The sequence below is a fragment of the Kitasatospora sp. NPDC056446 genome, from assembly GCF_042796115.1.
GTDB lineage: Bacteria > Actinomycetota > Actinomycetes > Streptomycetales > Streptomycetaceae > Kitasatospora.
Genome location: NZ_JBHTRF010000012.1, coordinates 116,852 through 130,763 on the forward strand (window position 1 = coordinate 116,852; position 13,912 = coordinate 130,763).

The 13,912-nt window shown below is 75.5% G+C and carries 16 protein-coding genes; 8 read left to right on the top strand and 8 right to left on the bottom strand.

Annotation, left to right across the window (positions count from 1 at the left end; all coding sequences use genetic code 11):
- Positions 1-216 precede the first annotated feature (216 nt).
- The 3 genes from ACFQ6N_RS11135 to ACFQ6N_RS11145 form a co-directional block, all read right to left on the bottom strand.
- Entirely contained in the window at positions 217-1,047 is an 831-nt protein-coding gene (locus ACFQ6N_RS11135) for a hypothetical protein (protein WP_380648485.1), read from the bottom strand.
- A complete protein-coding gene (locus ACFQ6N_RS11140) occupies positions 1,044-1,616 on the bottom strand; it encodes an RNA polymerase sigma factor (RefSeq protein WP_380648487.1) in 573 nt (190 codons plus the stop codon). Before ACFQ6N_RS11140 ends, ACFQ6N_RS11135 begins: the two co-directional genes overlap by 4 nt.
- A gap of 276 nt (positions 1,617-1,892) precedes the next feature.
- Complete coding sequence (locus ACFQ6N_RS11145) at positions 1,893-2,366, bottom strand: MarR family winged helix-turn-helix transcriptional regulator (protein WP_380648488.1); 474 nt, start codon at positions 2,364-2,366, stop codon at positions 1,893-1,895.
- A 161-nt stretch (positions 2,367-2,527) separates the two neighbouring features.
- Between ACFQ6N_RS11145 and ACFQ6N_RS11150 the strand changes: the two genes are divergently transcribed.
- Positions 2,528-2,938 (top strand): organic hydroperoxide resistance protein, encoded by a 411-nt coding sequence (locus ACFQ6N_RS11150; RefSeq protein WP_380648489.1) that lies wholly within the window; start codon positions 2,528-2,530, stop codon positions 2,936-2,938.
- A gap of 195 nt (positions 2,939-3,133) precedes the next feature.
- Here ACFQ6N_RS11150 and ACFQ6N_RS11155 read toward each other — a convergent pair whose 3' ends face one another.
- Positions 3,134-3,460, bottom strand: coding sequence for an SHOCT domain-containing protein (locus tag ACFQ6N_RS11155; RefSeq protein WP_380648490.1), 327 nt, complete (start codon positions 3,458-3,460; stop codon positions 3,134-3,136).
- A gap of 153 nt (positions 3,461-3,613) precedes the next feature.
- Here ACFQ6N_RS11155 and ACFQ6N_RS11160 point away from each other — a divergent pair, with 153 nt between their 5' ends.
- Complete coding sequence (locus ACFQ6N_RS11160) at positions 3,614-4,003, top strand: hypothetical protein (RefSeq protein ID WP_380648491.1); 390 nt, start codon at positions 3,614-3,616, stop codon at positions 4,001-4,003.
- A 31-nt stretch (positions 4,004-4,034) separates the two neighbouring features.
- Here the strand turns inward: ACFQ6N_RS11160 and ACFQ6N_RS11165 are convergent, their stop codons facing one another.
- The 3 genes from ACFQ6N_RS11165 to ACFQ6N_RS11175 form a co-directional block, all read right to left on the bottom strand.
- Positions 4,035-4,685 (bottom strand): beta-glucanase, encoded by a 651-nt coding sequence (locus tag ACFQ6N_RS11165; RefSeq protein ID WP_380648492.1) that lies wholly within the window; start codon positions 4,683-4,685, stop codon positions 4,035-4,037.
- 162 nt (positions 4,686-4,847) lie between these two features.
- Entirely contained in the window at positions 4,848-5,474 is a 627-nt protein-coding gene (locus tag ACFQ6N_RS11170; RefSeq protein WP_380648546.1) for a CBS domain-containing protein, read from the bottom strand.
- A 255-nt stretch (positions 5,475-5,729) separates the two neighbouring features.
- Positions 5,730-6,809: a hypothetical protein gene (locus ACFQ6N_RS11175; RefSeq protein WP_380648493.1), complete on the bottom strand. Its 1,080-nt coding sequence runs from the start codon at positions 6,807-6,809 to the stop codon at positions 5,730-5,732.
- 344 nt (positions 6,810-7,153) lie between these two features.
- Between ACFQ6N_RS11175 and ACFQ6N_RS11180 the strand changes: the two genes are divergently transcribed.
- Positions 7,154-9,106, top strand: coding sequence for a hypothetical protein (locus ACFQ6N_RS11180; protein ID WP_380648494.1), 1,953 nt, complete (start codon positions 7,154-7,156; stop codon positions 9,104-9,106).
- Between the two features lie 49 nt (positions 9,107-9,155).
- Here ACFQ6N_RS11180 and ACFQ6N_RS11185 read toward each other — a convergent pair whose 3' ends face one another.
- Complete coding sequence (locus ACFQ6N_RS11185) at positions 9,156-10,355, bottom strand: FAD-dependent monooxygenase (protein WP_380648495.1); 1,200 nt, start codon at positions 10,353-10,355, stop codon at positions 9,156-9,158.
- Positions 10,356-10,494: 139 nt separating this feature from the next.
- Here ACFQ6N_RS11185 and ACFQ6N_RS11190 point away from each other — a divergent pair, with 139 nt between their 5' ends.
- The 5 genes from ACFQ6N_RS11190 (at position 10,495) to ACFQ6N_RS11210 (ending at position 13,895) form a co-directional block, all read left to right on the top strand.
- Entirely contained in the window at positions 10,495-11,226 is a 732-nt protein-coding gene (locus ACFQ6N_RS11190) for a TetR/AcrR family transcriptional regulator C-terminal domain-containing protein (RefSeq protein WP_380648496.1), read from the top strand.
- Positions 11,227-11,346: 120 nt separating this feature from the next.
- Positions 11,347-12,243, top strand: coding sequence for a LysR substrate-binding domain-containing protein (locus ACFQ6N_RS11195; RefSeq protein WP_380648497.1), 897 nt, complete (start codon positions 11,347-11,349; stop codon positions 12,241-12,243).
- Between the two features lie 123 nt (positions 12,244-12,366).
- Positions 12,367-12,549 (top strand): 4-oxalocrotonate tautomerase DmpI, encoded by a 183-nt coding sequence (dmpI, locus tag ACFQ6N_RS11200; protein ID WP_380648498.1) that lies wholly within the window; start codon positions 12,367-12,369, stop codon positions 12,547-12,549.
- A gap of 97 nt (positions 12,550-12,646) precedes the next feature.
- A complete protein-coding gene (locus ACFQ6N_RS11205) occupies positions 12,647-13,447 on the top strand; it encodes a HEAT repeat domain-containing protein (protein WP_380648499.1) in 801 nt (266 codons plus the stop codon).
- Positions 13,448-13,625: 178 nt separating this feature from the next.
- Positions 13,626-13,895 (top strand): GlsB/YeaQ/YmgE family stress response membrane protein, encoded by a 270-nt coding sequence (locus ACFQ6N_RS11210; RefSeq protein ID WP_380648500.1) that lies wholly within the window; start codon positions 13,626-13,628, stop codon positions 13,893-13,895.
- Positions 13,896-13,912 lie beyond the last annotated feature (17 nt).

Here is a 13,912-nt window from a genome sequence, read left to right on the forward strand (position 1 = left end):
ACCGCTCCCCCGCAGGTCCTGCGGGCCGGCCGGCCACGGAGGCCGCCGCACCACACCGGTGCGGCGGCCTCCGCCGTTCCCGCCGCGCGGACCGTGGTCCCGGTCGCGCCCCGGCCACCACCCGACGGCCCGATCCCGACCCCGACCCCGCACCAACCCGACCCGGCCCGACCCCGCACCGCACCCCCGCACCACGCTGCCCCGCCCCCGGCCGAATCACCGGATCCGTACCACCCCCCGCCCCCGCACCGCCCGGACGCCCAACCGCGCCGGGTGCGCCCTCGGCCGCGCCGCCGCCACCGCCTCCCGCAGGGTCAGCAGGATCTCCCCGTCGTAGCGCTCCGCCAGCACCCGCGCCAGTTCGGCCGCGCCGCTCGGCCGGGCGTTCGGAGCCAGGGCGGGCAGTCGGCCCGGGCCGCTGAGGTCCTGGGCCTGGGCGGCCCAGCGGGCGGCATCGCGCGGTTCCCCCTCGGCGGTGTAGTGCACGGCCAGGCAGTGCACGGCCAACTGGTCGCCGTACTGGGCCGCTATCCGCCACCAGAAGACGCCGTCGGCCGTGCGGCCCATCCCGTAGAGCAGGCAGCCGAGGGTCCGGAAGGCGGTCTTCTCGGCGAGTTCGAGGTCCAGGGCCAGCTCCCCCGGGGTCGCGGCGCCCGCGACGCCCGCGCACAGGTGGCGCAGGTCCCGCCGGAGTTCCGCCCGCCCCCCGGCCCAGGGCGACTGCCCGGCCCCCACGCCCGTACCCGGCCCGCCGCCCGTACCGGGTCCGCCACCCGGCCCCGGGCTCCGGCCCGCGGCCGCGTTCGCGCCCTGGCCCGGTCCGGCCCCCGACCCGGGCCCCGCCCCCGGGGTGGCTCCCGCCGCCGGAGCGTGCGGCGGCCGGGCACCGGCCGGTGGACGGGCGGGGCGCTCGCGCACGGCCGGGGCGGGCCGGCGCGCGGCGGCGAGCCGCTCGGCCAGCCGCCGGGTGAAGGCCACCGGGTCGTGGTCGTCGAACTCCCGCTCCAGCTCGGCGGAGTGCGTGCGCAGCAGGTCCGTGACCCTCATGTCTCCACTCCGTCGTCGTCCGGGTGCTCCAGCAGGTACTCCAGGTGGCGCCGCCCGAGGCTGTAGTAGGTGCGGGCGGTGGTGTGCGCGATGCCGAGCGACCGGCCGATGTCGTGGTACGAGAGGCCCGCCTGGCGGAGTCGGACGACGTCGGCCTGGACCGGCGCGGCCCGCGCGAGTTCGTCCATCGCCCAGTCCAGCGCGTCCAGTTCGGCGAGTTCCTCCAGTTCGTCCTGGCTGGTGTCGGGACGGCGCTGGGCGATCACCCGCAGCCGCTTGCGTTCGGTGCGGCGGCGCTCGCGCAGGACGTCCACCACCGCGTCCTTCACGACCTTGAAGGCGAAGGCCTGCGGATCGGCGCTGGCCAGGGCGCGGCGCCAGTTCTTGTACAGCGTGGTGCCCGCGTTCTGGACCGCGTCCTGGGCGTCCTCACGGTGGCGCAGCCGCTGCTGGGCGTAGCGGAGGTAGCCGGAGTTCTCGCGGGTGAAGAAGACGGCGAAGTCGGTCGGCAGGTCGCCGAGCGGGTCCGCCCGGAGGCCCCGCTCCTCGCCCGGCCCGGGAGTGTTCATGCACGCCCCCCTTTCGTGGGTCAGCTGGCCGGCCCACCGGGTGGCACGCCGACGGCCCTTTGGGGGCTCGTGGTGTAACCGTCCGGAGGCCGCGCGATGTTGACCCGATCGGGCGGACAATTGGCGAACGTTTCCGTTCACTTTCGAACAGCACCGCTGACCTGCCGGTTCGAGCGCGCGAGCCCCGCCGAACCCGTCGGCACGTGACCCAGATCACAGTCCGCGCGGCAGCGGCTTGACAAGCACCCGTACCACCCCACCCGCGCGCCGCCGTCCCTACGGCGCCGGCTCCACCGTCGCCGAGTCCAGCGCGGCCGTCACCCGCTCCAGCAGCCCGCGCAGCGCGGCCAGGTCCTCGACCGGCAGTCCGGTCGCGGCGAGCAGTCGGCGCGGGACCTGCCCGGCCCGCTCGCGCAGCGCCGACCCCTCCGGCGTGAGTGCGACGGTGACCGATCGCTCGTCCTGCGCGCTGCGCTCGCGGCGCACCAGCCCGGCCGCCTCCAGCCGCTTGAGCAGCGGGGACAGCGTGCCGGAGTCGAGTCGCAGGCGCTCGCCGATCCGCTTGACGGGCAGTTCGCCGTCCTCCCAGAGCACCAGCATGACCAGGTACTGCGGGTAGGTGAGCCCGAGGTCCCGGAGCAGGACCCGATAGGTGCCGCCGAAGGCGCGGGAGGCCGCGTTGAGCGAGAAGCAGATCTGGTGGTCGAGGCGGAGCAGTTCCTCGTCCGCCATGCCGGGGAGCGTGGTCATGGCTCCATGGTAGCGATCGCACTCGCGCCATTGAGTTGTGCGCAATTGAATTGCGTGTTCTACTTGTCGCACGGCAGGACACCGGCCGGGCCGCCGGAGCAAAGGCGGCACCCCGGGCCCGCCGCATCCGAGCGACCGCAGCACCACGAAGGGGACCGATCATGGACGCGCTCTACACCGCCGCCGCCACCGCCAACGGCCGGGAGGGCCGCGCCGTCAGCTCCGACGGACAGCTGGACCTCGCGCTGGCGATGCCGCCGGCACTCGGCGGCAACGGCCAGGGCACCAACCCCGAGCAGCTGTTCGCGGCCGGCTACGCGGCCTGCTTCGCCAGCGCCCTCGGCCTGGTCGGCCGGCAGGCCCGGGTGGACACCGGCGAGATCTCGGTGACCGCCGAGGTCTCCATCGGCAAGGACGGCGCCGGCTTCGGCCTCTCCGTCGTGCTGCGCGTGGAGCTGCCCGACTCCCTGGCGGGCGAGACCGGCGAGCTGCTGGTCAAGCAGGCGCACGAGGTCTGCCCGTACTCCCGCGCCACCCGGGGCAACATCCCGGTCGAGCTCGTCGTCGAGTAACCCCGCAGCCCCCACCCCAGGCTCGCAGCCCTCACCCCCGGCTCGCAGCTCCCGGCCCCGGCCCCCGGCTCGCCGTACGGCGCCTCGCCCGGCACCGTACGGCCGCCGCCGAGCCCACCGCCGAAGCCCCCGCCGAGGCCTTCATCGGCACCCCGGGCCCGCCGCACACCACGTGCGGCGGGCCCGACCGCCCGGTCAGCCCGCGCCCGGCCCGTTCGCCGAGCGCAGCGTGTCGAGCCTGTGCCGGTACTCCTCCGTGTCGATCTCGCCCCGCGCGAACCGCTCCGCCAGCATCTGCTCCGGGGTCGACCCGGTCGCCCACCCGCTCGTGCCGCCCGGCCCGTGCCCGGCGGCACCCGGCGGGGCGGGCGGGACCGGCTGCCGGGTGCGCGAGACGTACCGGAACAGGGCGACGGCGAGGAGCACGAGCAGCGCCAGGACCAGCAGGGTCCCGATCGCCATCAGCCCGATGCCCCAGCCGCCCACTCCGCGGCCGTGCCCGAGCCCGTGCCAGTGCCTCATCAGGACCTCCTCCTCCGGCCCCGTCGGGGCCTGCCGAGGTGATCGGCGCTTACCACCATCGTGCGCCCGGAGACGGCGAAAGTACCGTGAAGAACGCCTGAGAAAACGTTCCGGCACCCAGGGCCCGCGCGCCTTCGGGGTAGCGTGCCGCTCGTGGCCCCGTACTCGCACCCGACCCACCGCCCGCCGGTCGACGACCGCCCGCCCGAGCAGCTCGTCGCGGCCGGGCTGCTGCGGCGCCACCCCGACCCCGGCCGCCACCCGTCGCTGGGCCACTCCCCGATCACCTACGTCGCCACCACGCTCTGGGCCGAGCTCACCGCGCTCGCCATCGCTCCGCCCGCCGCCGAGGCCACCGCCACCGCCCTGCTGCGCACCCTCGCCGACCGGGCCGTGGACGCGGCCCTCGCCCCGGGCAACGAGCGCGCCCCGCGCGACGACCTGTACGTGACCGATCCCGCCCACATCGGCCCGCACCGCCGGGCCGTCTGGTTCCGGCGCTCCGGCCCGCACGGCCCGATCACCGCCGCCTTCGCGCCCTGAGCCGGCGGCCCCGCCCCGACGCCCCGCGGGCTCAGCGCTCGACCTGGAGGCTGTGGCAGACCCAGCTCAGCCGGTCCGGCCCGCCGATCGGCGGCCGGTCGTGGTACGTACCGTCCGCCACCGACAGGTTGACGATCAGGTACGCGTGCCAGCCGGACCCGACCCCGTGCAGGTCCGCGTAGACCAGCTCGTCCTCCACGTACCAGTCCACCGAGTGCGCGCCGAGCACCACCCGCAGGCCGAACGTCGCCCCGGGAGCGATCCCGGCGCCGCCGCCGTGCCAGTACCGGAAGCCGCCCCGGACGTGGTTGGAGATCTCCAGCAGATCCGGGTTGTCCGGGTGGTACTCGAAGACGTCCACCTCGTTGCCGCCGTCCCGCCAGGTCCAGATCGCGGGCCAGGCGCCCAGCCCGACGGGCAGCGTCACCGTTGCCGACAGCACGTCCCCGGTGCGGAGCTGGAAGGCGTCCGGGCTGCCCTCCGTGGTCAGCAGGCTGCAGGTCCACAGCCCGCCGCTGTGCCGCCGGGTCGCGGTGAACACCCCGCCGGGGCAGTACCCGCGGCCGAGGTAGTCGAGCTTGTGGTCACTCCGGTTGGTCGGCCCCATCCGGGGATAGGCGCTGCTGCGCCCTGCGGTCCACTGCGTGGTCGAAGTGAAGTCCGCGTCGAACACGACTGCCACGGCTGCCTCCCCGGTGCTCCGGTACCCCGGCAGTCAGATCGGCCGGGCACACAGAGTGAGTTACCCGATACGCTCCGCTGTATGCGAAGCGGACCGCCCGGGTCCGAGCCGGTCCGACGGCCGCGCCACCGCGACGGATCGGCCGACCGCCGCCCCGCCGGATCAGCCGACCGCCGCGGCGCCCCCGGCGCCGAGCCGGTCGGTCACCGAGATCACGCCGTCCACCGAGCGGCACAGGTTGAGCACGATCGGCACCAGGTAGGGCTCGGGCACGGTGCCGCTGAGCACCACCCGCCCCTGGTTGACCTCCACCCCGATCTCGGCCGGACTGACCCCCTCGATCCGGCCGAGCACCTCCTCGACGATCTCCCGCCGGATCACCACGTCCTCGCGCAGGAAGACCCGCAGCAGGTCGCCCCGGCTGACCATGCCGGTGACCCGCCCCTCCTCGTCCAGCACCGGGAGCCGCTTCAGCCCGTGCCGGCTCATCATCCGGGCCGCCGCGACGATGCTGGTGCCGGGCGTGGTGCAGACCGGCTGGGCGGTCATCAGGCCGGCCGCGGTGATCTCGCCGTCCGGGCCGACCTGCGCCGACTCGGGCGCCGGCAGCAGGCTGCCCGGGTCCTCCCGGGCCGCGAGGGTGCGCAGCAGGTCGGCTTCCGAGACCACGCCGAGCGGCCGGCCCTCGGGGTCCACCACCGGTACTCCGGTGATGTCGTACTCGCTCAGCAGCGTCACGATCTCCCGGAACCCGGTCTCGGGCGAGACCAGGACCACGGGGCTGGTCATCACGGATTCGACGGTCGCATGCCGCACGCCGGTTCACCTCGTCCAACGGTGCTGGTCCGACCGGGCGCGGATCGTCCCGGCCGGTTACCGGCAGCATGGCGCGCGGCGGCGCCGATCGCCAGGGGCCAAGGGGCCGAACGGGTGGGACTTTGGGCCCCGGCCCCCACACGCGCCCTTGACGCGCGGCCTGGCCGGGGCCCCGGACCGGCGGTTCGTCGGCTCAGGAGTCCCCGGCACGCGTCGGCTCGGGAGCGATCAGGAGTGAGTCGTCGTACCGCAGGCGAAACTGGACAGCCGCAGAAAGCCGTAGCTCTGGAGGTCGGCCGCGGCCACCGGGCTGGTGCAGAGCCAGCCGCGGTTTCCGAACACGTTCCGCAGCGCCTGCGAGTGCGCGTCGGTGCCCCGCCACTCGGCGTCCCGCAGTCCCGTGTACAGGATGCGGCTGTACGGGGTCGACATGAACGACGGGTTGAGCGTCCCGTTGGCGACGGAAGGCACCCCGTCGATGCCGTGCGGGACGAGGACGCCCGGGTCGTCGCCCGGCTTCCGGTGCCCCCCGGTCACCTGGCCGACCCACCGGCCGACCGAGTAGGGAACGATCGCGTTCGGATCGTGCAGGATGTCCTCCGACCCCTGGTTGTCCCCGACGCCCGAGGTCACGCACGGGCCGGCGTAGAACGTTCCCAATCCGCCGGTCACCGCGTTGCCCAGGGAGACCGTCTCGTCCGAGGAGAAGGACGACCAACGGTTGCCGGGGTCCGAGGCGAACCAGCCCGGCACCACCGGCCTGATCGTCGCGTCCGGCAGGCTCGGGTCGACCTGCCGCCAGTTGGTGATGTCGCAGGCGTAGATCGACCTCAGCACGGCGCCGCTCAGGCTCGCCGGGGCGTTGCCGCCGGCCGGGGCCGCCCAGCTCACCGCGTCCTTGGCGAACGCGACGAAGTCGAGCGTGGTCGGGTCGGTGAACCGGGGCGGTCGGTTCAGCCGGACGAAGTCGACCGTTGCGCTGCTGTTGTTCACGAGCGCGAGCGCGGCCGTGTTGCTGTTGGCCGGCCGGAGGATCGAGATGGCGCCCGTCTTCGGCGTGATGGTGCCCCCGCCGCGCGCGTCCCAGCTGTACAGCCGGGGCGAGGTGGTGTCTCCGGCCGCCGCGAGCGAGGCGTTGTAGTCCGCCGAGAACTGGTTGAAGAGCGCGTCGGTGGCCGGGGCGCCGGCGCCGACCAGGTCGGTGACGGCGGGCACGGGCGGGTCGGCGTAAGCCGGGGCGGCCGTGGCGAGGGCGAGCACGGCGGCCAGCGCGACGGCGGCGCTGACCCTGGCGGCGAAGCGAGGCATCCGTGGTCCTTGGCGGTCGGCGGGGCAGGTACCGAGATCCTCGGGTGCCCGCGCCGGACGCGACACCCCCGCCGGACCGGGCCGACGGGCATCACCGCTGGTCGGGGCCGGCCGGACGGCCTCCGCGCACCGGACGTTCTTCCAGCGGTGGCCCGCCGGAGGCCCCCCGAGCCCCCGCCGGTCACCCCGGACGGCGCAACCATCACATGATCGACTCGTTGGACCGTCCACCACGACAGACCACCGAACGACAGCACCACCACACCACGGCTCCCTGGAGGCTTCCCTTGGCAGGACGGACAGCGGGCGGGCCGCCGCCGGCCCAGGGGGTCGGGGCGCGCCCGGTGGCACAGGCGGAGGCCGCGCTGGTGCGGCACTACCGCAGGCTGGTCCGGCTCGCGTACCTGGCCCTGCCCGCCGACCGGGACCGCCACAGCCGGGTCCTCGCCGCCCACGCCGCCGCCCAGCGCGCCCTGCCCTTCCGCTGGAGCGGTCACACCAGCCGGAGCACCGGCACCGACCGGACCGGCACCACCGACCGCACCGCCCACACCGACCGCGCCGACAAGGCGACCCCCGCCGACCGAGCCGAACCGGCCGCCGCCGAGGCGGACCCGGTGTACGCGGCACTGCGCCTGCGGGTCCTGCGCACCGCCCTGCGGCCCCGTCCGTCCGCCCGGCTGTTCGCACCCCGGGTGTGGGGCCTGCGGCTGTTCACCCCGCACGGCGGCGAGGAGGACGCGGAGCTCGACCACGCGCTCTCGGCGCTCGACGCCCCGGCCCGGGCGGCCTTCGCCCTGCGCACGGTCGAGGGGCTGGACGCGGAGCGGGCCGCCGAGGTGCTGCGGCAGGCCGGGGTGGCGCGGCCGGGCGAGGCGGTCGCCGCTGCCGCCGGGGTCCCGTCCGGCCCGGCCCCGGAGCCGCCCGCCTTCGACCCGTGCGCGGTCCGGGTGCAGCCCACCGACCTGCTGCGCCGCCGCCGTACGCTCACCGCGGCGCTGACGGTCGGCGTGCTCGGGCTGACCACCACGGCCGCCGTGCTGGGCGGCTCCGGCGCCGCGGCACCGGCCCGTCCGGCGGCGGCTCCGTCGGGCGCCGTCGACCCGGCCCGGTTGGTCCGAGTGGCGCCCGACGCCTGGCAGCACACCGCCCGGGTCGACTTCACCGCCTGGCCCGCCCGGGGCGACCGTCGCGAGGACACCGCGCTGCTCGGCCGCGCCCTGGCCTCCTGGGCGCGGCCCGGACCGCAGACCCACGCGGAACCGGGTACGGACGGCGCGCCGCCCGTCGAAGCGCCACGGCTGCTGTTCGCCGGGACGGTGGACGGCACCGGTGTGGTGGTGCTGTACGACGGCCGGCGGATCGCCCGCTTCACGGACGGGCGCGACGGCGGCCTGGACCTCGCCCGGGCCGACGACTCGGACGTGACCACGGCGGGCGCGGTGGCGCTGCTCCGCCAGGGCACCGCCGTCCGGTACCTGCTGGCGCCCTGGGTGGACTCCGCCGAGACCCGCCGGATCGACCAGCCCGACACCCCGGCCCGCCCGCTGGACCACCCCGACGGCGTCACCGCCCCGGCCCCCGGCGGCGGGCTCGCCGACTGCCAGGGCGCCACCGTGCTCCAGCTGCGGTCCTCCCCCGTGATCGCCGAGAAGCACGCCTTCCTGCTGGCTGACCTGGGCGGGCTCGTCCCGGCGCACCTCACCTACACCCCGCCGCCGGACCGCTCCCAGTCCGATCGCACCCCGTCCGCCCAGTCCTCCCAATCCTCCCCGTCAGCCCAGTCCGCCCAGCCGGCCCGCGAGCCGCGTGAGGCGACCGGCCAGGAGGCGTTGCTGGCCTGGGCCCGGGCGGGCTGCGCCGTGCCGGACGGCAAACCGGGCGTCAAGCAGCTCAACCTGTGGGCCTTCGCGCTCCAGCCGCTGCCGCAGAACGCCGGCTCGGCCTCCTGGGTCTGCCTGCGCGCCGACCGCTGGACCGGCGAGGGCAGTGCGGCCACCGCCGTCGTCCTGCCGACCGCCCGCGGTCCGCAGCGCACCGGCGGCGGCCCGGGCCGGGGGTGCAGCCGGTTCGAGCAGGACACGGTGGCCTGGACGTGGTGGCGCTCCCCGCAGGGCTCGGAGTACCTGCTCGCGGCGGGCAGCCGCCGGGTCACCCGGCTCACCGTCAAGGGACCGGACTGGTCCGCCGACCGGCCCTCCCCGGACCGCACCCTCGCGGTCGAGCGCCCCGCCCGGGCGGCGGTCCAGGTGGAGGCGCTGCTGGACAACGGTGCCCGCATCGCCCCGCCGCACTGAGCTCGGCCCGGCTCGCCCACGACCTCCCACGACGCCCGAATCCCGCCCGTCAGCCCCCCGCGCCGGACCTTCCGGACAACTGCGCTTCGTAGTCCGGGAGTTCGACGCTGCTGACCTGCTTCCCCAGCTCCAGCATCTTCTCCAGCGCCCACCGCCGGTTCAGCAGCGCATTGCGGAAGCGCAGCCCGGTCGCCGTGCGGGGCGCCAGGAACGGCCCGGTCCGGTCGCCGCCCTTCTGGCAGCCCTGCGCGTAGCCGCGCAGCAGTGCCTCGTACCGGCCGAAGGCGGCGCGGTGGTCGCCCCGCGCCCGGGCCAGCTCACCCGCCAGGACGTACGCGGCCACCACCGCCGTCCCGGTGCCCATCCCGCCGATGGTCGCTCCGCAGGCGGCGTCGCCGATCAGGGCGGTCCGGCCGCTGGACCACGTGGGCACGTCCGCGCGGCTGATGGAGTCGAAGTACGGCTCGGGGGCGGCGTCCAGGGTCTCCAGCAGGTACGGCACCCGCCAGCCGAGGCCGGTGAAGGCGTTCCGGACCAGGGCCTTCTGCTGCGCCCGGTCGTGCCGGTCGTAGCGCAGTACGGGTGAGGCGAACAGGCAGAACGCGCCCGCCCGGCGCGGGTCGCGGTGGTCGGCACCGACGGACATCAGCCGGCCGGGGACGTTGAGGCCCACCGCACCGGGCGGCAGTCCGAGGTCGTTCGGCAGCTCCCAGGTGGCCGCGTAGTAGCCGAGGTGGCGGACGTAGCGCCGTTCCGGGCCGAAGGCCAGTCGGCGGACGTTGGAGTGCAGCCCGTCGGCGCCGATCACCAGGTCGAACTCGCGCGGCGCGGCGTGCCGGAAGGCGACCCGGACGCCGCTCGGGGTCTCCTCCAGTGCCGTGATCGAGTCGCCGAAGACGTACTCGGCCCGGGCGCGGCTGTGCCGGTACAGCAGCCGGGCGACCTCCCCGCGCGGGACCTCCAGCTCGCCGCCCGCGAACTCGGCGGGCAGGTGCAGCAGTCGGCGGCCGTCGGCGGCCAGGAAGGTCATCGGGCTGCCGCCGGTGCCGAGCGGGCGGAGTTCGTCCAGCACTCCCATCCGCTCCAGCACGCCCAGGTGGGTGCGACCGCGGAAGTCGACGGCCTGGCCGCCGTCGCGGGGCGCGGGGGCGAGCTCGACCACGGTGACGTCGAAGCCGTACCGGCCCAGCCAGTGGGCCAGCGCGGGGCCGGCGATGCTCGCGCCCGAGATCAGGACCTTGGTGCTCATGGAAACGCTCCGTCCGAGGATCGAGAAACTGTGTCCGATGGACACTATTCGCTGCTGTGTACGGTAGACACAGTTGGAGCGGACGGGCAACCCCCGAGGCGGCGGCCCGCGCCGCGGCACCCCAGGACAGGAGCGGACGATGGGCGAGGCGGCGAACGACACGGTGCGGCTGCTCTGGGGCCCGCCCGCCAGGCCGACCCGGGGGCCGAAACCGGCCCTCAGCCTGGAGCGGATCGCCGCCGCCGGCGTCGAGGCCGCCGACGCGGAGGGCCTGGGCGCGGTGTCGATGCAGAAGGTGGCCGGGCTGCTCGACTTCACCAAGATGTCGCTCTACCGCTATGTCCCCGGCAAGGCCGAACTCGTCGCCCTGATGGTGGAGTCGGCCCTCGACGAGCCTCCGGCGCCCGCCACCGGAACCGACTGGCGGAAGCAACTCTTCGACTGGGCCCACCACTTGACCAGATTGTTCGTCCGACACCCGTGGCTGCTGGACGCCACCAACGGCCCCCGGGTGGTCGGCCCGAAGGAACTCGCCTGGCTGGAACGGGTGGTGGCCGCACTCGACGGCCACGGGCTGACCGGCCCCGAGCGGATGGACGCCGCCGTCCTGCTCGCCGGGCATGTGCGCGGCATCGCCGAGCAGTCCCGCGCGGCCGGCCCGTCCGGCTCCCCGGAGGCCGCACTCCTCGCCCTCCTGGGCGCCGTGGTGCGGGAGAACGCCGACCGCTACCCCGCCGTCGCGGCGGCCATGGCCGATCCGGACGGCCGCGACCAGGCCCTGGACTTCGGCCTGGAACGCATCCTGGACGGCCTGGCCGCCCTGATCGAACGCCGCGCGCAGGTCGAGGACCAGCCTCCTTCCGGCGCCTGACCGCCATCCGGACCGGTCGGCCTGCGGACCATCAGCCTGCGGACCATCGACCTACAGGCCCGTCGACCCGCAGACCCGTCGGCCTGTCGACCCGTCGACTCATCGAGCAAGGGGGACCCCATGGAACTACGGCAGCTGCGCTGCTTCGTCGCCGTCGCGGAGGAGCTGCACTTCGGCCGCGCGGCCGAGCGGCTGTTGCTCGGCCAGCCCGCCGTGAGCCAGCAGGTCCGGCGCCTGGAGCGGGAGTTGAAGGTCGAGCTGTTCGACCGCTCGCCCCGGTACGTCCGGCTGACCCCAGCCGGGGAGCGCTTCCTGCCCGCCGCCAGGGGCGTCCTGGCCGCCGAGGACGCCGCCCGCGCCCTCGCCGCCGACCTGGCCGCACCCGCCGCACTCCGGCTCGGCACCATCACCGGGCTCGGCGAGCGCCTCGACCGGATCCTGGACACCTACCAGCAGCAGGCCCCCGGCGTGCGCGTCGAGCTCCACTCCGCCCCGGTCCGGGAACGGCTCGCCCGGCTGGCGGACGGCCGCCTCGACGCCGCCTTCGTGCGCGGTGCCATCGCCGGGAGCAGCACCGACCTGCGGTTCCTGCCCGTCTGGCAGGACGAGTTGGTGCTCGCGCTGCCCGCCCGGCACCCGCTCGCCGACCGGCCCGAGGTCGATCTCGCGGACCTCGCCGACCTGCCGCTGCGGCTGACCGAGCGCCGTAACCACCCGGCACTGGTGGACCTGGTGACGGAGGCCTGCGAACGGGCCGGCTTCCGGCCGGTCCTCGGGCCGCCCCACGGCTCCCTCCAGGACACCCTGGCCTCCATCGGCACCGGAGCCCCGATGTGGACGGTGGTGTACGCCGCCAACGCCCGGATGGTGAACGCCCACCGGGTCGCCTTCCGCCCCTGCCGGACCCCGCTGGCCCTGACGACCTCGGTCGCCGTCCGGCGCTCCGCCCCGCTCCCCCGACTGCTCCTGGAAGCCTGCCACCGGACGGCCCCGACCTGGGACGATCAGGATTCGTGATCGCTGCCGGAGCGAATCGGGTCTGGGTGCGGGCGCTCCGATCGGGTGGACTGGGCGCAGCCGGAGAACCCGGCGGGAACACCGGTACGAACCCCAGCAGGACTACCCGGTCAGGAGCCGAAGATGCCGATCGTCACCATTCAGCAGGGCCCGCGCGAGGTCGGGCAGAAGCGCGAGCTGGTCAAGAAGGTCACCGAGGCCTTCGTGGCGGCCCTGGACGTGCCCGCCGAGAGCGTGTTCGTCTTCGTGCAGGAGTACCCGGCGGAGAACTGGGGCGCGGCCGGCCGGCTCACCGCGGACCGGTAGCCACGCCGGCGCCCGTTCAGGCGGGCCCCAGGACCGGCCGGGCCGCACCCGAAAACCCTTCGGGCCGCGGCCCGGCCGCCCGGTAGCATCACCGCCCATGGCGATGTTCGTGCACCTGACCGCAGCGGCCAACGCGCCGCGGATCCGCCGCGCCGGGATCCGGGCCGACAGCCGCGGCCAGGGCGGCGCGCGCGGCCTCTACTGCTTCCCCGTCCTGCCCTCGTACACGCTGACCCACCAGTGGCTGCGCGAGCTGGCCCGGTTCGGGCCCAAGGGCTCCCTGGTCGCGGTGCACGTCCGGCTGGACGACGCGCAGGAGGTCCTCACCGGGCACTACCGGGACCGCGCCGCCGGCGCCCAGCAGTCGGTGTCCGCCGCCGAGGCGGTCCGACGGATCGGCGCACTGGCCGACCCGCGCGGCTGGGAGGTGTTCCTGCCGCGCCCGGTGGGCGCCCGCGAGGTGCACCGGATCCGTGCCGTGCCGCAGGTCGCCGGCTGGCGCTACGTCCCGAACGCCCACGGCACCCGGCCCTGCGTCTGCTTCGGCTGCGCGGTCCGCGGCGGGTACGGGAGCCGGCGGCTGCGCGAACGCCACCAGGATCCGCTGGACGGCCCGCTGCCGCCCGTCCCGGTGCTGCTCGCCCGGATCGACGCGGCCGGCGACCCGGGCGATCCGGCCGAACTGAAGGCCGCGCTGCACTGGTTCGGGCGGCGCCGGCGCGGCCCGGTGGACCGCCTCGCCCGGCTGGCCGCCCATCCCGACCCGGACGTGCGGGAGGAGCTGGTCTGGGCCGTCGGCGGCTGGTCCACTCCGGGCACCGCCGAACTGCTGGACGGCTTGGCGGACGATCCGCACCCGGACGTCCGCGAGGCCGTCGCGGCGGTGCGGGAGGACTGACCGGCCGGCGGCGCGATACCTTCGCTCACCCCCGGCGCGGCCTGCCACCATGTCGCTGACCTGCGGGACCGCCCGTCGACATGCCCGTTCGGCCGATCCGGGTGATCATGGGACGAACCGCGTCTTCGGCGATTCGGCGCACCGGTCCGCTCCGGTGGCGCCCGGAAGGTGGACTGCGATGTTCCAGCTCCTGTGGATTCTGCTCATCGGCTTCGTGCTCGGCGTGCTCGCCAAGTTGATCCTGCGCGGGCCGCAGTCGATCCCCTGGTGGCTGACCATGCTGCTCGGCGCGGCCGGGGCCTGGCTCGGCAACGCCGTCTCCGGCTGGATCGGCGTCCGTCACACCTCCGGCATCGACTGGATCCGCCACATCCTCCAACTCGGCTTCGCCGTCGCCCTGGTGGCCTTCGTCGCACCCGCCTGGACCAAGTCCCGCCAGTCCCGCTGACCGCCAGCCCCAGCCCC